Source organism: Enterobacter cloacae complex sp. P17RS, from assembly GCF_014895885.1.
In the GTDB taxonomy this organism is placed as follows: Bacteria; Pseudomonadota; Gammaproteobacteria; order Enterobacterales; family Enterobacteriaceae; genus Enterobacter; species Enterobacter bugandensis.
Genome location: NZ_JADBQK010000010.1, coordinates 256317 through 278045 on the forward strand (window position 1 = coordinate 256317; position 21729 = coordinate 278045).

Here is a 21729-nt window from a genome sequence, read left to right on the forward strand (position 1 = left end):
GACATGCATGTCCATCGCCGTAAATGTGAATGATCCGACGAACACGGGTGTTAACAACACCAAAAGTTCGACAAGCTCCAGCTCCCTGACGGGAAGCAATGCCTCCGATTTGCAGAGCAGTTTTCTGACGCTGCTGGTGGCGCAGCTTAAGAACCAGGATCCGACTAACCCAATGCAGAACAACGAACTGACCACGCAGCTTGCGCAGATCAGTACCGTGAGCGGCATTGAGAAACTGAACACCACCCTCGGTTCCGTCTCCGGTCAGATTAACAGCGCTCAGTCCCTGCAGGCGGCAAGCCTGATTGGTCACGGCGTGATGATCCCGGGGACCACGATCCTGGCGGGCACCAGCACCACCGACGGAACATCGACCACCACCACTACGCCGTTCGGCGTTGAATTGCAGCAGGCGGCTGACAAAGTGACGGCGACGATCACCGACTCAACCGGCGCCGTGGTTCGCACCATCGACATCGGCGAACTGAAAGCGGGCGTTCACACCTTTACCTGGGACGGCAGCCTGACCGACGGCACGAAAGCACCAAATGGCTCCTACAAAGTCGCGATTAGCGCCAGCAACGGGACGACCCAGCTGGTGGCGCAGCCGCTGCAGTTCGCGCTGGTTCAGGGCGTAATTAAAGGGGGCGACGGCAACAAACTGGATTTGGGTACTTCAGGTACCACCACACTCGACGAAGTTCGGCAGATTATCTAAGCCTTAACACTTATCAGGAGTAAGTCATGGCCTTTTCTCAAGCGGTCAGCGGCCTGAATGCTGCGGCCACCAACCTGGACGTCATTGGCAACAACATCGCCAACTCCGCGACCTATGGTTTCAAATCCGGTTCTGCGTCTTTTGCAGATATGTTTGCCGGTTCCAAAGTGGGTCTGGGCGTAAAAGTTGCGGGCATCACTCAGGACTTTACCGACGGTACCACCACCAACACCGGTCGTGGCCTGGACGTTGCCATCAGCCAGAACGGTTTCTTCCGTATGGTCGATGCAAACGGCTCGGTGTTCTACAGCCGTAACGGCCAGTTCAAGCTGGACGAAAACCGTAACCTGGTGAACATGCAGGGGATGCAATTAACGGGGTATCCGGTTGCCGGAACGCCATCAACGGTTCAGACCGGTGCGAATCCGCAGGCGATTAATATCCCGACCACGCTGATGGCCGCGAAGTCCACCACCACGGCTTCCCAGCAGATTAACCTCAACTCCACCGATGCCGCACCAACCGCCGCCTTCGATCCGGCCAACCCGGATACCTACAACAAAAAAGGTACGGTAACCGTCTTTGATAGCCAGGGTAATGCGCACAACATGAACCTGTTTTACGTCAAAGATGCAACCCCGGCGAACTCCTGGAAAGTGTATGCCCAGGACGGCAGCGTGGCAGGCAGCGCGGCGGCAGTGGCCACGACCTTGACCTTCGATAATAACGGTACGTTGATCGGGGGTGGAAACATCAACATCACTACCGCGACTATCCCAGGTGCGGACCCGGCGACCTTCGCGATGAGTTTTGCTAACTCCATGCAGCAGAACACCGGTGCAAACAATATCGTGGCGACCAACCAGAACGGCTTCAAGCCGGGCGATCTGGTCAGCTATCAGATTAATGATGACGGCACCGTCGTCGGGAACTACTCCAACGAGCAGACTCAGGTGCTGGGCCAGATCGTGCTGGCAAACTTCGCCAACAACGAAGGTCTGAAATCTGAAGGCGATAACGTCTGGTCTGCCACGCAGTCTTCCGGTGTTGCCCTGCTGGGCACCGCGGGCTCCGGTAACTTCGGCACGCTGACCAACGGCGCGCTGGAAGCCTCTAACGTGGACCTGAGTAAAGAACTGGTGAACATGATTGTCGCGCAGCGTAACTATCAGTCGAATGCGCAGACCATCAAGACCCAGGATCAGATCCTCAACACGCTGGTTAACCTGCGTTAAGCGGCTAACAGGAAAGCGCAATGGATCACGCAATATATACCGCGATGGGCGCGGCAAGTCAGACGCTCAGCCAGCAGGCCGTTACCGCCAGCAACCTGGCAAACGCCTCTACGCCGGGCTTTCGCGCGCAGCTGAATGCGCTGCGCGCGGTGCCGGTAGAAGGGCTCTCTCTGCCGACCCGTACGCTGGTGGCGGCATCCACCCCGGGCGCAGACATGACGCCAGGGCAGATGGATTACACCTCACGCCCGCTGGACGTTGCTCTGCAGCAGGACGGCTGGCTGGCGGTGCAAACGGCGGACGGTGGCGAAGGCTATACCCGTAACGGGAATATCCAGGTCAGCGCGACCGGCCAGCTGACGATTCAGGGGCATCCGGTGATGGGTGAAGCGGGCCCGCTGACCGTGCCGGAAGGCTCTGAGCTGACCATCGCCGCGGACGGCACCATCTCGGCGCTGAACCCGGGCGATCCGGCCAACACCGTTGCCCCCGTTGGGCGTCTGAAGCTGGTCAAAGCGGAAGGCAAAGAGGTGCAGCGCGGCGACGACGGCATGTTCCGTCTGACCCAGGCAGCTCAGGCTACCCGTGGTGCCACATTACAAGCCGATCCGAGCATCCGCGTGATGTCCGGCGTTCTGGAAGGCAGCAACGTTAAGCCGGTAGCCGCTATGAGCGACATGATCGCCAGCGCCCGTCGTTTTGAAATGCAGATGAAAATTATCAGCAGCGTGGACGAAAACGCGGGCAAGGCTAACCAACTTCTGTCGATGAGTTAACAGGACTCTTTATGATCAGTTCTTTATGGATCGCGAAAACTGGCCTGGACGCGCAGCAAACCAACATGGATGTGATTGCCAACAACCTGGCAAACGTGAGCACCAATGGTTTCAAGCGTCAGCGCGCCGTTTTCGAAGATTTGCTTTATCAAACCATCCGCCAGCCGGGCGCGCAGTCTTCTGAACAGACGACGCTGCCGTCAGGCCTGCAGATCGGTACCGGCGTTCGCCCGGTGGCGACCGAGCGTCTGCACAGCCAGGGCAACCTGTCTCAGACCAACAACAGCAAAGACGTGGCGATCAAAGGCCAGGGCTTCTTCCAGGTGCAGCTGCCTGACGGGACCTCTGCCTACACCCGTGACGGTTCCTTCCAGGTCGATCAGAACGGTCAGCTGGTGACGGCGGGCGGTTTCCAGGTTCAGCCTGCGATCACCATTCCGGCGAACGCCCTGAGCATTACCATCGGCCGCGACGGCATCGTGAGCGTGACCCAGCAGGGGCAGGCCGCGCCGGTCCAGGTCGGCCAGCTCAACCTGACCACCTTCATGAACGATACCGGTCTGGAAAGCATTGGTGAGAACCTCTACACCGAAACGCAATCCTCCGGTACGCCAAATGAAAGTACGCCAGGCCTGAACGGTGCCGGTCTGCTGTATCAGGGGTATGTTGAAACCTCCAACGTGAACGTGGCGGAAGAGCTGGTGAATATGATCCAGGTCCAGCGCGCGTATGAAATTAACAGTAAAGCAGTCTCGACGACCGATCAGATGCTGCAGAAACTGACGCAACTCTAAGGTGTAGCCCGGTGCGGTAAACCCCGCACCGGCTCCCTGTTTTCGAAGATGAAGGCAATGCAAAAAAACGCGGCGTTTCGTTATCCGATACTGACTGTTCTGGCCGTCACCCTCAGCGGGTGCGCTTTGATCCCGTCTAAACCATTGGTCCAGGGTGCGACGACTGCCCAACCCGTTCCTGGCCCTGCGCCAGTTGTAAACGGCTCCATTTTCCAGACCGCGCAGCCGATTAACTACGGCTATCAGCCGCTGTTTGAAGATCGCCGCCCGCGTAATGTCGGCGATACATTGACCATTGTGCTGCAGGAAAACGTCAGCGCGAGCAAGAGCTCGTCGGCGAACGCCAGCCGCGATGGCAAAACCAATTTTGGCTTTGACACCGTTCCACGCTATCTGCAGGGCCTGTTCGGCAATGCCCGTGCGGATGTTGAGGCCTCCGGCGGCAACACCTTTAACGGTAAAGGTGGCGCGAACGCCAGCAACACCTTCAGCGGTACGCTGACGGTCACGGTTGACCAGGTGCTGGTTAACGGCAATTTACACGTCGTGGGTGAAAAACAGATCGCCATTAACCAGGGCACTGAATTCATTCGCTTCTCGGGCGTGGTGAATCCACGCACCATCAGCGGCACCAACACCGTTCCGTCCACCCAGGTGGCGGATGCGCGCATTGAGTACGTCGGTAACGGCTACATTAATGAAGCGCAGAATATGGGTTGGCTGCAGCGCTTCTTCCTTAATTTATCGCCGATGTAAGCGAGGTGACCCATGTTTAAATCGATCTTCGCCGCGGCGCTGGTTCTTGTCGCAACGTTTGCCCAGGCCGATCGCATTCGCGATCTCACCAGCGTTCAGGGCGTCCGCGGGAACTCGCTGATTGGCTATGGCCTGGTGGTGGGGCTGGACGGTACCGGTGACCAGACCACCCAGACGCCGTTTACCACCCAAAGCTTAAACAACATGCTTTCCCAGCTCGGCATTACCGTGCCGGCGGGAACCAACATGCAGCTAAAAAACGTGGCCGCGGTTATGGTCACTGCCTCCTACCCGGCGTTTGCGCGCCAGGGGCAGACCATTGACGTGGTGGTCTCCTCAATGGGTAACGCCAAAAGCCTGCGCGGCGGTACGCTGCTGATGACCCCGCTGAAAGGCGTCGACAGCCAGGTCTACGCGCTGGCGCAGGGGAACATCCTGGTCGGCGGGGCAGGCGCATCCGCTGGTGGAAGCAGTGTACAGGTGAACCAGCTGAACGGCGGGCGCATCACCAACGGTGCGATCATCGAGCGTGAACTGCCGACCCAGTTTGGCGCGGGCAACACCATCAACCTGCAGCTGAATAATGAAGACTTCACGATGGCGCAGCAGATTGCCGACACCATCAACCGCAGCTATGGCAATGCCACGGCACTGGATTCGCGTACCGTGCAGATCCGCACCTCCACCGGCAGCAGCAACCAGGTGCGCATGCTGGCGGATATCCAGAATCTGGAAGTGAACGTGCCGGTGCAGGATGCCAAAGTGATCATCAACTCCCGTACGGGCTCCGTGGTGATGAACCGGGAAGTGTCGCTGGATAGCTGTGCCGTGGCGCAGGGTAACCTGTCGGTGACGGTTAACCGCTCCGCCAACGTCAGCCAGCCGGATACACCGTTTGGTGGCGGCCAGACAGTAGTGACGCCGCAAACGCAGATTGATTTACGCCAGAGCGGTGGTTCCCTGCAGAGCGTGCGCTCCAGCGCCAACCTGAACAGCGTGGTGCGTGCCCTGAACGCGCTGGGCGCGACGCCGATGGATCTGATGTCCATTCTGCAATCGATGCAAAGCGCGGGCTGCCTGCGCGCCAAACTGGAAATCATCTGATGTTGACCGATAGCAAACTGTTGACCAGTGCCGCCTGGGACGCCCAGTCGCTCAACGAACTGAAAGCCAAAGCAGGTAAAGACCCGGCGGCGAATATCCGCCCGGTTGCCCGCCAGGTGGAAGGGATGTTTGTACAGATGATGCTGAAGAGCATGCGCGAAACCCTGCCGAAAGACGGGATGTTCAGCAGCGATTCAACGCGTCTCTACACCAGCATGTATGACCAGCAGATTGCGCAGCAGATGACCGCCGGTAAAGGCCTCGGTCTGGCTGACATGATTGTCAAACAGACCGCTGCCGCACAGGGTGTTCAGCCAGAAGAGCAGCCGCCGCAGGTGCCGATGAAGTTCGACCTCGAAACGGTGACCAGTTATCAGAACCAGGCGCTGACGCAGATGGTGCGTAAAGCGATACCGAAGGCAACGGGCAGCGGCGACGAGGCGCTCTCCGGTGACAGCAAAGACTTCCTGGCGCAGCTTTCTCTGCCGGCACGGCTTGCCAGTGAACAGAGCGGCGTGCCTCACCACCTGATTCTGGCCCAGGCCGCACTGGAGTCGGGCTGGGGCCAGCGCCAGATCCGCAAGGAAAACGGCGACCCGAGCTTCAACATCTTCGGCGTGAAGGCCACCTCCAGCTGGAAGGGGCCGACCACCGAGATCACGACTACGGAATACGAGAACGGCGCGGCGGTGAAGGTGAAAGCTAAATTCCGCGTTTACAGCTCGTATCTGGAAGCGTTGTCTGACTATGTAGGCCTGCTGAGCCGAAATCCGCGTTATACCGCCGTTACGCAGGCGGCAACGGCGGAGCAGGGCGCTCAGGCCCTGCAAAACGCGGGCTACGCGACCGACCCGAACTACGCGCGCAAGCTTACCAGCATGATCCAGCAGCTGAAATCCATGGGCGAGAAGGTCAGCAAAGCCTATAGCACAGATATCGAAAATCTGTTCTGAAAGTTCTCAAGTCCCGGTGGAGGTTGCCGATAACCTTCATCAGGACTCGTGTCTGAACGTATAAAAGGAACCCCCATGTCCAGTTTGATTAACAGCGCCATGAGTGGCCTCAGTGCCGCACAGTCGGCACTCAATACCGTCAGTAATAATATTTCAAGCTATAACGTGGCAGGTTACACCCGCCAGACGACGGTGCTGGGTGCATCTAACAGCACGCTGACCGGCGGTGGCTGGGTGGGTAACGGGGTGTATGTCTCCGGTGTCCAGCGTGAATATGACGCTTTCATCACCAACCAGCTGCGCGCCGCGCAGACCCAGAGCAGCGGCCTGACCACGCGCTATCAGCAGATGTCAAAAATTGACGATGTGCTCTCCGATACCACCAACTCGCTTTCTACCACTCTGCAGGATTTCTTTAAGAGCCTGCAAACGCTGGTGAGCAACGCGGAAGACCCGGCTGCGCGTCAGACGGTGCTGGGAAAAGCGGGCGGCCTGGTCAATCAGTTCAAAACCAACGATCAGTATCTCCGCGATCAGGATACGCAGGTGAATACGGCGATCGGGACCAGCGTTTCGCAGATCAACAACTATGCCAAACAGATTGCCAATCTGAACGATCAGATTTCCCGCCTCACCGGTGTCGGCGCGGGCGCATCGCCTAACGATCTGCTCGACCAGCGCGATCAGCTCGTCAACGAGCTGAACAAAATCGTGGGTGTGGAAGTTTCGGTTCAGGATAGCGGCACGTTTAACATCTCTTTCGGCAACGGCTACAGCCTGGTGCAGGGCAGCAAAGCTAACCAGCTGGCTGCCGTGAAGTCCAGCGCCGATCCTTCCCGCACCACTATCGCCTACGTCGATGAAGTTGCGGGTAATGTCGAGATCCCGGAAAAGATGATCACCACCGGCTCGTTAGGCGGTTTGCTGACCTTCCGCGCGGAAGATCTGGATAAGGCTCGTAATAACCTGAACCAGATGGCGCTGGCGTTTGCTGACGCGATGAACAAGCAGCATGAGGCTGGCTTTGATGCCAACGGCGATGCGGGCGGCAAGCTGTTCGGCTTCGGTTCTCCGGCTGTGCTTTCCAACAGCAAAAATAGCGGCACGGCGGTCGTCAATGCCACCGTTGCGGACAGCACCAAAGTTCAGGCAACGGACTATAAGCTGCAGTTTAACGGCACCGACTGGACCATCACCCGCACGTCGGACAAGACCAGCTTTACCATGAGCCCGGATGCCAGCGGCAATCTGTCGTTTGACGGTCTTAACGTGAACGTCAGCGGTTCGGCCAACGCCAAAGACAGCTTTACCGTGAAGCCCGTCTCTGACGTCATCATGAACATGGAACTGTCCATCAGCGACGAATCCAAACTGGCCATGGCCGCGGTGCAGAACGGCGGTGAGAGCGACAACCGCAACGGGCAGAAAATGCTCGATCTGCAAAACAGCAAAGTGGTTGGCGGGAACAAAACCTTTAACGATGCCTATGCCTCACTGGTGAGCACCGTAGGGAGCACCACCGCTTCACTGAAAGTCAGTAGCCAGACGAAAGCCAATGTGGAAACGCAGTTAATTAAGCAGCAGCAGACCATCTCTGGGGTAAACCTCGACGAAGAGTATGGCAACCTGCAGCGTTATCAGCAGTATTACCTCGCCAACGCGCAGGTGCTTCAGACTGCCAGTACGCTCTTCGATGCAATTATCAACATTCGTTAAGGTTGAGGTGAAAAATGCGTATTAGCACCCAGATGATGTACGAACAGAACATGCGCGGGATCACCGATTCCCAGAGCAGATGGCTGAGCTACGGTGAGCAAATGTCCACCGGCAAGCGCGTTAACCGTCCGTCGGACGATCCTATCGCGGCTTCACAGTCTATTGTGCTGTCACAGTCTCAGTCTCAAAACAGCCAGTTCGCGTTAGCGCGCACCTTTGCCACGCAAAAAGTGTCGCTGGAAGATAACGTGCTGACCCAGGTGAACACCGCGTTATCAAGCGTGCGTGAGAAGCTGGTCTACGCGTCAAACGGCACCTTAAGCGATGACGACCGTCTCTCTCTGGCGACCGATATCCAGGGGATCCGCGACCAGCTGATGAACCTGGCTAACACGACGGATGGCAATGGTCGCTTTATCTTTGCGGGATACAAAACCGAGAGTGCACCGTTTGATGCCGCAACCGGCACCTACAATGGTGGTACTGAGGCGATCACTCAACAGGTCGATACGGCGCGAAACATGGCGATCAGCCATACCGGCCAGCAGATCTTTGAGAGCATTACCAGCAATGCACAAGAGCTGCCGGGCGGTGGGTATGGCGATACCAACATGTTTAAAATTCTTGATTCCGCCATTGCTTCGCTGAAGACGCCGATTGAGAACGATCCGGCCGCGGCCGCCGCGCAAGGTCAGGTGATTTCCAACGCGCAGATCGGTATTAAAAATGCTCAGAACAACGTCCTGACGGTCGTTGCGGATGTGGGTACTAAACTGAACGAACTGGAAAAACTCGATACCCTGGGTGACGACCGCGCGCTGGGTCAGACTAAGCAGATGAGCGACCTGGTGGACGTGGACTGGAACGAAGCGATTTCCTCTTACACCATGCAGCAGGCGGCCCTGCAGGCCTCTTATAAAGCGTTTAGCGATATGCAGGGCATGTCTCTGTTCCAGCTGAACAAATAACATCTTGACCTCTTGGAACATGTCTTGACACTGGGCATGTTTTACTGCCCAATCCGTCTGGATTGGGCATTTTTTTTATGCCATTTCTGCTGGTGCCGAGGCGACCCGCGCGCTTTCAATCATACGGATTGCCAGCGCAATGATGCCGCAGACCGTTGCCAGCGCAACTACGCCCGTCCAGCCAGCCAGCGTGTAAATATTGCTGCCTAACGCGGAACCCAACGCCATGCCGATAAAGATCACGGTAAAGAGCAGGGCGTTCAGACGACCCCGTGCCTGTGGCTCAAGGCTGTAAACCAGATTCTGGTGCGCGACCAGGCTGGACTGCAGGCCCAGATCGAACCCAATAGCAGAGACGGCAATCAGAATCAGCTGTCCGTGAACTCCCAGGGCGGGCATCAGGAACATCAGGGCAAACGAGACGGTCACAAGGACGGCACCAAGCTGCGTGACTTTCCCGGCACCCAGTTTATCCGCCAGGCCGCCCGCCAGCGGGGCTGCCAACGCACCGGCTGCACCTGCGATACCAAAACCACCTGCGACGGCACTCCCGAGGTGATAGCGTTCCAGCAGCATGACCGCAAGCGTAGACCAGAAGGCGCTAAAGGCTATCGACAGAAAACCCTGGGCCAGCGCGGCACGGCGCAGAGCGGGATAGCGACGCCACAGATGTTCCATCGAGCGCAGCAGAGCGGGATAGCTCAGCGTGGAGTGAACGGCGAAACGAGGGAGTACGGCCCACATCACCACGCCGATAAACGCAATACTTGCCGCAGCCAGCTGATACATCACGCGCCAGCCAAACGCTTCGCCCACCACGCCGCTGACGGTTCGGGAGAGCAAAATGCCCAGCAGCAGACCGGTCATCACCGTACCCACGGTTTTCCCCTGTTTGCCTTCCGGCGCAAGGATCGCCGCAGCCGGGACAATATCCTGCGCCATGGTGGCGGCCATGCCGATGAGCAGGCTTGCCAGCAGCAGGGAGTGGATCTGTCCGGTCAGGCTACAGCCCAGCAGGAACAGCGCCAGGGCCGCGCTCTTTATCAGGATTAATGTTCTGCGGTCGTGGCGATCGCCGAGCGGCAGCAGGAACAGGATCCCTAAGGCATATCCCGCCTGGGTGAGGGTCGGGACCAGGCCCATTCCTTCGATACTCAGGTGAAGGTCGGCGCCCATCAGAGGCAGCAGAGGCTGGGCATAATAGATGGATGCCACGCTGAAGCCTGCACCGAGCGCCAGCATTAAGATTACCCAGCGGCTTACGGCATGGGCGGCGGTTGTTGTATTCATAAGACGTTCCTCATTCATCGTGTGAGGCTATTTTTCATCAGTACGCCTTGCGGCGGTAGCGAGCGCGGTGGTAAAACGCTTATACGTTGAACGTATAGATGAAAAGTAAATGAAAAGAGTTGAGCGTATAGACAGGGTAGAGCTGATGCGGACGTTTGTCCGCATTGTGGAGGCGGGTTCCCTTTCTGCGGCGGCACGGCAGCTGGACACCACCCAGGCCACGGTGAGCCGGCGGCTGCAGTCGCTTGAGACAATGCTGGGCGTGCGTCTGATGTTGCGCACCACCCACACGACGCGGTTGACGGATGACGGGGAGCGCTGCTATCAGCATGCCCGTCGGGTAATTGACAGCTGGCTGGCGCTGGAAGATGAGGTGGGGCAGACGGAAGATGAACCTGTAGGCGTGCTGCGGGTGCGGGCACCGCATGCGTTTGGTCAGGATCAGCTCCTGAAACCACTAACCGAATTTCTACAGCGTTATCCGCAGCTTTCTATTGAGTGGATGCTCAACGATCGGTCGGCAGATTTTCTGGGCGACAACCTTGACTGCGCTATTCGGGTGGGAATGGAAGTCGACCCGGCGACCGTGTCCGTGCTGCTGGCCGAAGTGCCGCGCTCGGTGGTAGCTTCTCCGGCATTGCTGGACCGCTTTCCGACGGTTAACGCCCCGGAGGATTTGCAGCAGCTTCCCTGGATTGCCATTAGCTCTTTCTACCAGCGCCATGTGGAGCTTTTTCACGAGGCATCATCCGCCACCGCACGCGTGATAATTACCCCACGCCTGAGCACTGACAGTCTGTATGTCGCACGCAATACGGCACTCACCGGTCTTGGCGTGGCGGTAGTATCCAGCTGGACGGTACAGGATGATATCCGGGAAGGTCGGCTGGTACATTTGCTGCCAGAGTGGCAGCCGGCGGCGTTACCGGTGCATCTGGTTTACCCCTGGTCCCGGTATTATCCTGCGCGCTTGCGGCGATTTCTGGAGCTAATGCGGCAGATCATGCCGGAGGTCACCGGGATGAGAAAGCCCGTGCAGCAGCCATAAAAAAAGCCGACCCGAAGGTCGGCTTTTTACTTTCTGCGTCGTTATTCGACAGACTGTGGACGCGTCGCTGGTGCAGTCGCCTGATGCGTTGCACTGTGGCCGCCTGCAGCGCCTTTACCGTCAAAGCTGAACGCCGGGCGAACCCAGTCGCTGTGACGCGGTGCTTCAGGCACATACTCTGGTGCCGGAGCGCGCGTCATCGGCGCTGTCGCAACGTGAGCAGGCGCAGGAGCGGTAACAATCTTAACCGGCTCTGGCTCCACTTCAGGCGCTTTCGCTTCTTCAACAACCGGTTCAACCTGAATCTCAACGTCCTGAACGATTTCTTCAGTGGTGGTTTCGACGAGGGTTTCAGCGGCTTCTTCCACTGCGGCTACTGGTTCAGCCTCTTCAGCGACTTCCTCAGCCACCACGACATCTTCTTCGGCGATAATCTGCGGTGCGGCATCAACCGGCGCGGCAATCACTTCAGGATGGGTGGTTTCGACGTCCACTGCGTGTGGTTCTGCTGCTTCAACAACCTGAGGTTCAACCACGGTTGCTGCTTCGGTCACAGCGTCTTCAACCGCTGCTACAGGAGCAATCACCTCTTCGGTCACAGCCTGCTCTTCAACAGCCTGCTCCAGGCGAGCGACCGGATAACGGATCCAGACTTTGCCGGATGCCATTTCTGGTGACGCGCACGCCACGGTCAACGGCATTGGAGACTGAGTCGGATAACGCTCGTCACGGTAGCGACGACGACGCTGGCCACTCACGCGCAGATGACGCGGAGAACGGCGGGAGCGACGCGGCATACCTGCGTTGTCACGGTTTTCACCGTTTTCATCCTGCTCAACGTTATTGTCCACGACGGCTGGCAGGTCAACTTTTGCAACCTGCGTGCCTGTTGCGGTTTCTGCCGCTTCAGCCGCAACTACGGTGGTTTCTTCTACCGGAGCCGCACCAACGCGCACTTTCTGTGCCAGCTGGCGCTGCTTACGACGAGGCATCACCTGAGTACGTTCTTCCTGCTCGCCGTCCTGCTGCTCAGCGGGCTCTTCGCGGTTCAGGTTTTTAACTTCCTGCTGCGCCTGACGCTTCTCCTCGTTACGACGACGGTTGCGTTCGCGGCGTGGCTGCTGCTCGTCGCGCTGTTTGCTCTTCTCAGACTCATCGCCCGCCTGCTGGCGAATTTCACGATCTTCAACATTCTGCTGCTGTTTCTCGCGACGGTTGCGACGGTTGTCTTCGCGCTGCTCACGGCCTTCATTATTGTCTGAGCGGCTGTCACGACGCTCGTTACGGTCGCTGCGGTCGTTACGATCGCGGCGGTTGTTCTGACGCTTGCGACGGTCCTGCTGACGTTCAGGTTTGGCTGCTTTAGGTTCTTCTTTCGGCTGCTCTGGCTGAACTTCTTCACCCGCAAACATCTTCTTCAGCGCGCCGAAGAAGCGGCTCAGCAGACCCGGTTGCGCCGGCTGGACTTTCGCGGCCGTTGCTTCTGGTTTCTGCGCCGCCGGTTTGGCTGCCGGTTTTTCCAGCGCCGCTTCCGGTGGTGCTTCAGGCATAATGAAGGTCGCTAACGCAGGCTGCTCTGGGAGTTTGCGCTCGGCAGGTTCTTCATCGGAAGGCAGCGCCATCTCTTCTTCATGCAGCTTCGGCAGCAGGTAGCTGAGGGTGCTGGTCTCTTCGCCCTTACGGACACGCAGCACGTGATAGTGCGGGGTTTCCATCTGGTCGTTTGGCACGATGATGCAGCGAACGCCGCCCTGACGCGCTTCGATTGCGCTGACCGCTGCACGTTTTTCGTTCAGCAGGTAGGAGGCAATCGGCACAGGCACAATGGCGTGAACCTCTTTGGTGTTCTCTTTCAGCGCTTCTTCTTCAATCAGACGCAGGATAGAGAGAGACAGAGATTCGTTATCACGCACGGTACCGGTGCCGGAGCAGCGCGGGCAGACGTGATGGCTGGACTCACCCAGCGACGGGCTCAGACGCTGGCGGGACATCTCCAGCAGGCCGAAGCGCGAGATGTGGCTAATCTGGATACGCGCGCGATCCTGACGCACCGCTTCACGCAGGCGGTTTTCAACCGCGCGCTGGTGGCGAACAGGGGTCATGTCGATGAAGTCGATAACAATCAGACCGCCCAGGTCGCGCAGGCGGAGCTGGCGGGCGATTTCATCAGCGGCTTCAAGGTTGGTGTTGAAGGCCGTCTCTTCGATGTCCCCGCCGCGGGTTGCACGCGCGGAGTTGATGTCGATAGCGGTCAGCGCTTCGGTGGTATCGATCACGATAGAACCGCCGGACGGCAGGCGCACTTCACGCTGGAAGGCGGACTCGATCTGGGATTCGATCTGATAATGGCTGAACAGCGGGATTTCACCGGTGTACAGTTTAATTTTGCTGGTGAAATCCGGACGACCCAGCGCGGCGATGTGCTGGCGAGCCAGCTCAAGCACTTTCGGGTTATCGATCAGAATCTCACCGATGTCCTGACGCAGGTAATCACGGAAGGCACGCACGATAACGTTGCTTTCCTGGTGGATCAGGAACGGAGCAGGGCGGCTTTCTGCGGCTTTCTGGATAGCTTCCCAGTGCTTCAGACGGAAGCTCAGGTCCCACTGCAGCGCTTCGGCAGATTTGCCCACGCCCGCGGTACGCACGATAAGCCCCATGCCATCCGGCAGCTCAAGGCTTGCCAGCGCTTCTTTCAGCTCGGTACGGTCATCACCTTCGATACGGCGAGAGATGCCCCCCGCGCGCGGGTTGTTTGGCATCAGCACCAGATAGCTCCCCGCCAGGCTGATAAAGGTGGTCAGTGCGGCACCCTTGTTGCCGCGCTCTTCTTTATCAATCTGAACGATAACTTCCTGACCTTCACGCAGAACATCTTTGATGTTTGGGCGGCCATGGGCGTTGTAGTTTGCAGGGAAATATTCGCGGGCGATTTCTTTCAGAGGGAGGAAACCATGACGCTCAGCACCGTAATCGACAAATGCAGCTTCAAGGCTTGGTTCAATGCGGGTGATTTTACCTTTGTAAATGTTCGCTTTTTTCTGTTCGTGTCCAGGACTTTCAATATCCAGATCGTACAGGCGCTGCCCATCCACAAGGGCGACACGCAACTCTTCTTGCTGAGTTGCGTTGATTAACATTCTTTTCATCGTAACTTACTCGTTATTCTTACATTGACGACAAAGCTGCGGGCAAGGTGACGCTTTCCGGGGTATGAACCGATGGCCTCGTGTCTGTTCACGTCGCCAACCTCACGGTTGTCGCTCGCTTAAGAGGCGCAGAGTGTCGGTTGCCTGTATTTCATACGGAAACACAGCGCAATTATCAGGGGAATTGCCTGGGTAGAACTCTCCAGAGAACAATCCTTATACCGGGAAGTACTGCAACCCGCAGCCCGCTAACTGCCTGAAAGATCAATACGTCTTACGCCATTGCTGCGTGGATGATCGGTCAGACAAAATTGGTCATTCCGTCGACATCCTTACAAAACCCGGATTTAACGCGGAAAACAGCCCCATTATTCCACTGCTCGCCGGGTTATAGCAAGATGACTTTTACCAATTATCACCCGGTTACTCACAGTTTCTTCACCTCAAGGTGGTGATTGGTTTAATAACCACCAAATCGATTGCGTGAAACGGGGCGCAGGCCGGATAAAAGTAAATATAAGCATAGAAAAATGAGTGGCGCTAATGGCTGACGATATTTAGAATCGCCAACCATGAAAACAGAGACTCCAGCCGTAAAAATGGTTGCTATCGCGGATGACTACGCGGGGCAACGCATCGATAACTTCTTGCGCACCCAACTGAAGGGCGTGCCAAAGAGTATGATTTACCGCATCCTGCGTAAGGGCGAGGTGCGGGTGAATAAAAAACGCGTGAAGCCTGAGTATAAGCTCGAAGCCGGTGATGAAGTGCGTATTCCACCGGTGCGCGTGGCTGAACGTGAAGAAGAGGTGGTTTCGCCGAAACTGCAAAAAGTCGCGGCCCTGAGCGATGTCATCCTTTATGAGGACGATCATATTCTGGTGCTGAATAAGCCATCGGGTACCGCGGTCCACGGTGGTAGCGGTCTGAGCTTCGGCGTGATTGAAGGGTTACGTGCGCTGCGTCCGGAAGCCCGTTTCCTCGAACTGGTTCACCGCCTGGACCGTGATACCTCAGGCGTGCTGCTGGTAGCGAAAAAGCGTTCAGCGCTGCGTTCCCTGCACGAGCAGCTGCGTGAAAAGGGCATGCAGAAAGATTATCTGGCGCTGGTGCGCGGTCAGTGGCAGTCCCACGTGAAGGTGGTGCAGGCCCCGCTGCTGAAGAACATTCTGCAAAGCGGCGAGCGCATTGTGCGCGTGAGCCAGGAAGGGAAACCGTCGGAGACGCGCTTTAAGGTTGAAGAGCGCTATGAGTTTGCCACGCTGGTGCGCTGCAGCCCGGTGACGGGGCGTACCCATCAGATTCGCGTGCATACCCAGTTTGCGGGCCATCCGATTGCGTTTGATGACCGCTACGGCGATCGCGAGTTCGATAAGCAACTGGCGGGTACGGGCCTGTCGCGTCTGTTCCTGCATGCGGCAGCGCTGAAGTTTACCCATCCGAATACCGGGGAAGTTATCCGTATTGAAGCGCCGCTGGACGAGCAGTTGAAACGCTGCCTGAAGGTTCTGCGCGGCTGATTAGGTGCCGGGTGGCGCTGCGCTTACCCGGCCTACGAAACCCGTAGGCCCATGCAAGCGAAGCGCCGCTGGGCATAACTTACACGATCAGCGGATTACACTCTTCTCGCCGTAACATCTGGCACAAGGCAATCAGCGGCAATCCCACCAATGTGTTCGGATCCCGCCCATCCATTTTGTCGAACAGCGCAATCCCCAGTCCTTCACTCTTAAAGCTTCCTGCGCAGTTCAGCGGACGTTCCCGGCGCACGTAGTCCATAATCTCCTGCTCGCTAAGATGGCGGAAGTGCACGTCGAACGGCTCGCATTCGGTTTGCAGATGGCCGGAGGCGGAGTTATAGAGCGCCAGGCCCGTGTAAAAGGTCACGATAGTGCCCCGCGCACGCAGAAGCTGCTGGCAGGCATTCTCCTCCGTATGAGGCTTGCCGGTGATTTCGCCGTCCAGCACGCAAACCTGATCGGAGCCTATAATCAAATGTGCAGGATAACGTGCGGCCAGCGATTGCGCTTTCTCCTTAGCGAGACGCGTTACCAGATGACGCGGTGATTCACCCGGCTGCGGCGTCTCATCAACGTCCGGCGCGGCGCATTCAAACGGGATCCCGAGCTTTTCCAGCAGCGTTCGACGGTAGGGAGAAGTGGAAGCAAGGACGAGATTTGGCATATTTTTATCACCAGATATAGCGTATCGATGCCAGCCATTTTAAACTACAGGCCGCAATGTGTGCGAATAATTGGCAAAAGGCAGCTCTGGTTGCCTTTTTCTTTGACTCTATGACGTTACAAAGTTAATATGCGCGCCCTATGCAAAAGGTAAAATTACCCCTGACTCTTGATCCGGTTCGTACGGCTCAAAAACGCCTTGATTACGAAGGTATCTATACTTCCGATCAGGCCGAGCGTATTGCCGAATCTGTAGTCAGTGTGGACAGTGATGTAGAATGCTCCATGTCGTTCGCTATCGACAACCAGCGTCTCGCCGTTTTAACCGGTGATGCAAAGGTAACGGTAACGCTCGAGTGTCAGCGTTGCGGGAAACCGTTTGTACAGCATGTTCACACAACGTATTGTTTCAGTCCGGTTCGTTCTGACGAACAGGCTGAAGCACTCCCGGAAGCGTATGAGCCGATTGAGGTTAACGAATTCGGTGAAATCGATCTTCTGGCTCTGGTTGAAGATGAAATCATCCTCTCCTTGCCAGTTGTTCCGGTGCATGATTCTGAACACTGTGAAGTGTCCGAGGCGGACATGGTCTTTGGGGAACTGCCTGATGAAGCGCAAAAACCAAACCCATTTGCCGTATTAGCCAGCTTAAAGCGTAAGTAATTGAGGAGTAAGGTCCATGGCCGTACAACAGAATAAACCAACCCGTTCCAAACGTGGCATGCGTCGTTCCCATGACGCGCTGACTGCAGTTACCAGCCTGTCTGTAGACAAGACTTCTGGTGAGAAACACCTGCGTCACCACATCACCGCTGACGGTTTCTACCGCGGCCGCAAGGTTATCACTAAGTAATCGCGCGAAAGCGTGATTAGGCTTAGTGAGGATTTCCCCGTGCAAACGGGGAAGTTACCGAACCAGGCTGCGACGATACCTTGACACGTCTAACCCTGGCGTTAGATGTCATGGGGGGAGATTTTGGCCCTTCCGTGACAGTGCCTGCAGCATTGCAGGCACTGAATTCTAATTCGCAACTCACACTTCTTTTAGTCGGCAATCCCGACACAATCACGCCATTACTTGCAAAAGCTGACTTTGAACAACGTTCGCGTCTGCAGATTATTCCTGCGCAGTCAGTTATTGCCAGTGATGCACGCCCCTCACAGGCGATTCGTAATAGCCGTGGCAGCTCTATGCGCATGGCGCTGGAGCTGGTAAAAGAAGGGCGAGCGCAGGCTTGCGTCAGCGCCGGCAATACCGGCGCGCTGATGGGGCTGTCGAAATTACTGCTCAAGCCGATTGAGGGCATTGAGCGCCCGGCGCTGGTGACGGTGTTACCGCATCAGCAGAAGGGGAAAACGGTGGTGCTCGATTTGGGCGCTAACGTGGATTGTGATAGTACCATGCTGGCTCAGTTCGCCGTGATGGGGTCGGTGCTGGCAGAAGACGTGGTCGGGATCAACAATCCCCGCGTTGCGTTATTGAATATTGGTGAAGAAGAGACCAAAGGCCTGGACAGCATTCGCGACGCTGCTGAAATGCTCAAACAGGTTCCCTCCATCAACTATATTGGTTATCTCGAAGCCAATGAGTTGCTGACGGGAAAAACGGATGTTCTGGTGTGCGATGGCTTCACCGGAAACGTAACGTTGAAGACCATGGAAGGGGTCGTGCGCATGTTCCTTTCTCTGCTGAAATCTCAGGGAGAAGGCAAAAAAAGCGCCTGGTGGTTGATTTTATTGAAGCGTTGGTTACAAAAGAGCCTGACGCGGCGATTCAGTCACCTCAACCCCGACCAGTATAATGGCGCCTGTCTGTTAGGATTGCGCGGCATCGTGATTAAGAGTCATGGCGCCGCCAATCAGCGAGCATTTTCTGTCGCCATTGAACAGGCAGTGCAGGCGGTGCAGCGACAAGTCCCTCAGCGGATTGCCGCTCGCCTGGAATCTGTATTAGCTAAAAGTGACTGAGCGTACATGTATACGAAGATTTTAGGTACCGGCAGCTACCTGCCAAAACAAGTGCGTACCAACGCCGATCTGGAAAAAATGGTAGATACGTCTGACGAGTGGATTGTCACGCGCACAGGTATCCGTGAACGTCGTATCGCCGCGCCAGACGAAACCGTGTCCACCATGGGTTACGAAGCCGCACAGCGCGCTATCGAAATGGCGGGTATCGATAAAGAAGAGATTGGCTTGATCGTGGTTGCCACGACGTCTGCCACGCATGCTTTCCCAAGCGCGGCGTGTCAGGTGCAGAACATGCTCGGTATTAAAGGCTGCCCGGCGTTTGACGTTGCCGCTGCGTGCGCAGGTTTCACCTACGCGCTGAGCATTGCCGATCAGTATGTTAAATCTGGCTCCGTCAAATATGCGCTGGTTATCGGTGCTGACGTTTTGGCGCGTACCTGCGATCCAACCGATCGCGGAACGATCATTATTTTCGGTGATGGTGCCGGTGCGGTGCTGCTGGGGCAGTCCGAAGAGCCGGGTATCATCTCCACGCATCTGCATGCCGATGGCCGCTACGGCGAGCTGTTAACGCTGCCTAACGCCGATCGCGTTAATCCGGACAGCTCCATCTACCTGACCATGGCGGGTAACGAGGTGTTCAAGGTGGCGGTGACCGAGCTTGCGCACATTGTCGATGAGACGCTGGAAGCAAATAACCTTGAACGCACCGCGCTCGACTGGCTGGTGCCGCATCAGGCGAACCTGCGTATCATCAGCGCCACCGCTAAAAAGCTGGGCATGTCGATGGATAACGTTGTGGTGACGTTGGATCGTCACGGCAACACCTCTGCGGCGTCGGTACCGTGCGCATTTGATGAAGCGGTACGCGACGGACGAATCAAACGGGGCCAGTTGGTCTTGCTTGAAGCCTTCGGTGGCGGGTTCACCTGGGGTTCCGCGCTGGTTCGTTTCTAGTATAAGGAATAAAAAATGACGCAATTTGCTTTTGTGTTCCCGGGCCAGGGTTCTCAAACCGTTGGGATGTTGTCTGAAATGGCAGCAAACTACCCGGTCATTGAAGAGACTTTTCGTGAAGCTTCTGATGCGCTGGGTTATGATCTGTGGGCGCTGACCCAACAGGGTCCGGCCGAAGAGCTGAACAAAACCTGGCAAACTCAGCCAGCGTTGCTGACTGCGTCCGTTGCGCTGTGGCGCGTATGGCAGCAGCAGGGCGGTAAAGCGCCAGCGCTGCTCGCGGGTCATAGCCTGGGTGAATACTCTGCGCTGGTGTGCGCCGGTGTGATTGCGTTTGCTGACGCGGTGCGCCTGGTAGAACTGCGCGGTAAATTCATGCAGGAAGCGGTGCCAGAAGGAACGGGTGGCATGTCTGCCATTATTGGTCTGGATGATGCCGCGATTGCAAAAGCGTGTGAAGAATCTGCTGAAGGGCAGGTGGTTTCTCCGGTTAACTTCAACTCGCCGGGCCAGGTTGTTATTGCTGGTCATAAAGAGGCCGTTGAACGTGCCGGTGCTGCCTGTAAAGCCGCGGGCGCCAAACGCGCACTGCCGCTGCCGGTCAGCGTACCGTCTCACTGCGCACTGATGAAGCCCGCAGCCGAGAAACTGGCGGCTGAGCTGGAAAAAATTACCTTTAACGCACCGACGATTTCTGTTGTGAACAACGTCGATGTGAAATGCGAAACCGCGCCGGAGGCTATCCGTGACGCACTGGTTCGCCAGCTCTATAGCCCGGTACAGTGGACTAAAACCGTTGAGTTTATGGCCTCTCAGGGCGTTGAGCACCTTTATGAAGTCGGTCCTGGTAAAGTCCTCACCGGTCTGACGAAACGTATTGTTGACACCCTGACTGCCTCGGCGATTAACGAGCCGGAAGCGATGTCAGCGGCACTCTCGCAATAAAAGAGGAATACCATGAGTTTTGAAGGAAAAATTGCCCTGGTTACTGGCGCAAGCCGCGGTATCGGGCGTGCAATTGCTGAAACACTGGTCGCGCGCGGCGCGAAGGTGATTGGTACAGCAACCAGCGAGAATGGCGCTCAGGCCATCAGCGAGTATCTGGGTGCGAACGGTAAAGGTCTGGTACTGAATGTGACCGAACCTGCATCTATCGAATCTGTTCTGGAAAATATTCGCGCAGAGTTTGGTGAAGTGGATATTCTGGTCAATAATGCCGGGATCACTCGCGACAACCTGCTGATGCGAATGAAAGATGATGAGTGGAACGATATTATCGAAACCAACCTGTCATCTGTATTCCGTCTGTCAAAAGCGGTAATGCGCGCTATGATGAAAAAGCGTCATGGTCGTATTATCACTGTTGGTTCTGTGGTTGGTACCATGGGAAATGCTGGTCAGGCTAACTACGCTGCGGCGAAAGCAGGTCTGATCGGTTTCAGTAAGTCGCTGGCGCGTGAAGTCGCGTCCCGCGGGATTACTGTAAACGTTGTTGCTCCGGGCTTTATTGAAACGGACATGACGCGTGCGCTGACTGATGATCAGCGTGCGGGTACGCTGGCGGCAGTTCCGGCGGGTCGTCTTGGCGACCCTAAAGAAATCGCCAGTGCGGTTGCATTTTTAGCCTCTGACGAAGCGGGTTACATCACTGGTGAGACCCTCCACGTCAACGGCGGGATGTACATGGTTTAATCACGATCGAAAATATTTGCGTTATTAGGGCAAATGGCCTCAAAATAACGTAAAATCGTGGTAAGACCTGCCGGGATTTAGTTGCAAATTTTTCAACATTTTATACACTACGAAAACCATCGCGAAAGCGAGTTTTGATAGGAAATTTAAGAGTATGAGCACTATCGAAGAACGCGTTAAGAAAATTATCGGCGAACAGCTGGGCGTTAAGCAGGAAGAAGTTGTGAACTCCGCTTCCTTCGTTGAAGACCTGGGCGCAGATTCTCTTGACACCGTTGAGCTGGTAATGGCTCTGGAAGAAGAGTTTGATACTGAGATTCCGGACGAAGAAGCTGAGAAAATCACCACCGTTCAGGCTGCCATTGATTACATCAACGGCCACCAGGCGTAAGTGAACATCTCCAGGCGGTCATTCGACC

The 21729-nt window shown here is 56.5% G+C and carries 21 protein-coding genes; 18 read left to right on the plus strand and 3 right to left on the minus strand.

The window, feature by feature from the left end:
- The first annotated feature begins 7 nt into the window (after positions 1-7).
- The 9 genes from flgD to flgL all read left to right on the plus strand — a co-directional run bounded on the left by flgD (position 8) and on the right by flgL (position 9020).
- A complete protein-coding gene (gene flgD / locus IM265_RS11335) occupies positions 8-718 on the plus strand; it encodes a flagellar hook assembly protein FlgD (RefSeq protein ID WP_041910524.1) in 711 nt (236 codons plus the stop codon).
- 26 nt (positions 719-744) lie between these two features.
- Positions 745-1953, plus strand: a complete 1209-nt coding sequence (flgE, locus tag IM265_RS11340; protein ID WP_041910523.1) for a flagellar hook protein FlgE — start codon at positions 745-747, stop codon at positions 1951-1953.
- Between the two features lie 20 nt (positions 1954-1973).
- On the plus strand, positions 1974-2729 hold the full coding sequence (locus tag IM265_RS11345) for a flagellar basal body rod protein FlgF (protein ID WP_028012705.1): 756 nt from the start codon (positions 1974-1976) through the stop codon (positions 2727-2729).
- An 11-nt stretch (positions 2730-2740) separates the two neighbouring features.
- Positions 2741-3523, plus strand: coding sequence for a flagellar basal-body rod protein FlgG (gene flgG / locus IM265_RS11350; protein ID WP_000625853.1), 783 nt, complete (start codon positions 2741-2743; stop codon positions 3521-3523).
- A 57-nt stretch (positions 3524-3580) separates the two neighbouring features.
- The gene (gene flgH / locus IM265_RS11355; protein WP_023311139.1) at positions 3581-4279 is read left to right on the plus strand and encodes a flagellar basal body L-ring protein FlgH; all 699 of its coding nucleotides are present in this window, start codon (positions 3581-3583) and stop codon (positions 4277-4279) included.
- 12 nt (positions 4280-4291) lie between these two features.
- Entirely contained in the window at positions 4292-5383 is a 1092-nt protein-coding gene (locus tag IM265_RS11360) for a flagellar basal body P-ring protein FlgI (RefSeq protein ID WP_193030995.1), read from the plus strand.
- On the plus strand, positions 5383-6336 hold the full coding sequence (gene flgJ / locus IM265_RS11365; protein ID WP_041910522.1) for a flagellar assembly peptidoglycan hydrolase FlgJ: 954 nt from the start codon (positions 5383-5385) through the stop codon (positions 6334-6336). The genes IM265_RS11360 and flgJ overlap by 1 nt, the downstream gene beginning before the upstream one ends.
- A gap of 75 nt (positions 6337-6411) precedes the next feature.
- Positions 6412-8052, plus strand: coding sequence for a flagellar hook-associated protein FlgK (gene flgK, locus IM265_RS11370; RefSeq protein WP_048956760.1), 1641 nt, complete (start codon positions 6412-6414; stop codon positions 8050-8052).
- A gap of 14 nt (positions 8053-8066) precedes the next feature.
- Complete coding sequence (gene flgL, locus IM265_RS11375; RefSeq protein WP_041910520.1) at positions 8067-9020, plus strand: flagellar hook-associated protein FlgL; 954 nt, start codon at positions 8067-8069, stop codon at positions 9018-9020.
- Between the two features lie 75 nt (positions 9021-9095).
- Here the strand turns inward: flgL and IM265_RS11380 are convergent, their stop codons facing one another.
- Positions 9096-10310: an MFS transporter gene (locus IM265_RS11380; RefSeq protein WP_045261646.1), complete on the minus strand. Its 1215-nt coding sequence runs from the start codon at positions 10308-10310 to the stop codon at positions 9096-9098.
- 109 nt (positions 10311-10419) lie between these two features.
- Here IM265_RS11380 and IM265_RS11385 point away from each other — a divergent pair, with 109 nt between their 5' ends.
- On the plus strand, positions 10420-11358 hold the full coding sequence (locus IM265_RS11385) for a LysR family transcriptional regulator (RefSeq protein WP_063437654.1): 939 nt from the start codon (positions 10420-10422) through the stop codon (positions 11356-11358).
- 41 nt (positions 11359-11399) lie between these two features.
- Here the strand turns inward: IM265_RS11385 and rne are convergent, their stop codons facing one another.
- Complete coding sequence (rne, locus tag IM265_RS11390) at positions 11400-14507, minus strand: ribonuclease E (protein WP_193030997.1); 3108 nt, start codon at positions 14505-14507, stop codon at positions 11400-11402.
- A gap of 572 nt (positions 14508-15079) precedes the next feature.
- Here rne and rluC point away from each other — a divergent pair.
- Positions 15080-16027 carry a 23S rRNA pseudouridine(955/2504/2580) synthase RluC gene (gene rluC, locus IM265_RS11395; RefSeq protein ID WP_028012713.1) on the plus strand — a complete coding sequence of 316 codons (948 nt, stop codon included), beginning with the start codon at positions 15080-15082 and terminating at the stop codon, positions 16025-16027.
- A 79-nt stretch (positions 16028-16106) separates the two neighbouring features.
- Here the strand turns inward: rluC and IM265_RS11400 are convergent, their stop codons facing one another.
- Positions 16107-16691 (minus strand): nucleoside triphosphate pyrophosphatase, encoded by a 585-nt coding sequence (locus tag IM265_RS11400; protein ID WP_063153829.1) that lies wholly within the window; start codon positions 16689-16691, stop codon positions 16107-16109.
- A 140-nt stretch (positions 16692-16831) separates the two neighbouring features.
- Here IM265_RS11400 and yceD point away from each other — a divergent pair, with 140 nt between their 5' ends.
- The 7 genes from yceD (at position 16832) to acpP (ending at position 21701) form a co-directional block, all read left to right on the plus strand.
- The gene (gene yceD, locus IM265_RS11405) at positions 16832-17353 is read left to right on the plus strand and encodes a 23S rRNA accumulation protein YceD (protein WP_021240759.1); all 522 of its coding nucleotides are present in this window, start codon (positions 16832-16834) and stop codon (positions 17351-17353) included.
- A gap of 16 nt (positions 17354-17369) precedes the next feature.
- Positions 17370-17543, plus strand: a complete 174-nt coding sequence (gene rpmF / locus IM265_RS11410; RefSeq protein WP_003857964.1) for a 50S ribosomal protein L32 — start codon at positions 17370-17372, stop codon at positions 17541-17543.
- An 80-nt stretch (positions 17544-17623) separates the two neighbouring features.
- Positions 17624-18658 (plus strand): phosphate acyltransferase PlsX, encoded by a 1035-nt coding sequence (plsX, locus tag IM265_RS11415; protein WP_028012715.1) that lies wholly within the window; start codon positions 17624-17626, stop codon positions 18656-18658.
- 6 nt (positions 18659-18664) lie between these two features.
- Complete coding sequence (locus IM265_RS11420) at positions 18665-19618, plus strand: beta-ketoacyl-ACP synthase III (protein ID WP_041910515.1); 954 nt, start codon at positions 18665-18667, stop codon at positions 19616-19618.
- A 15-nt stretch (positions 19619-19633) separates the two neighbouring features.
- The gene (fabD, locus tag IM265_RS11425; RefSeq protein WP_028012717.1) at positions 19634-20563 is read left to right on the plus strand and encodes an ACP S-malonyltransferase; all 930 of its coding nucleotides are present in this window, start codon (positions 19634-19636) and stop codon (positions 20561-20563) included.
- 12 nt (positions 20564-20575) lie between these two features.
- Entirely contained in the window at positions 20576-21310 is a 735-nt protein-coding gene (gene fabG, locus IM265_RS11430) for a 3-oxoacyl-ACP reductase FabG (protein ID WP_010429699.1), read from the plus strand.
- A gap of 154 nt (positions 21311-21464) precedes the next feature.
- A complete protein-coding gene (acpP, locus tag IM265_RS11435) occupies positions 21465-21701 on the plus strand; it encodes an acyl carrier protein (protein WP_003857954.1) in 237 nt (78 codons plus the stop codon).
- Positions 21702-21729 lie beyond the last annotated feature (28 nt).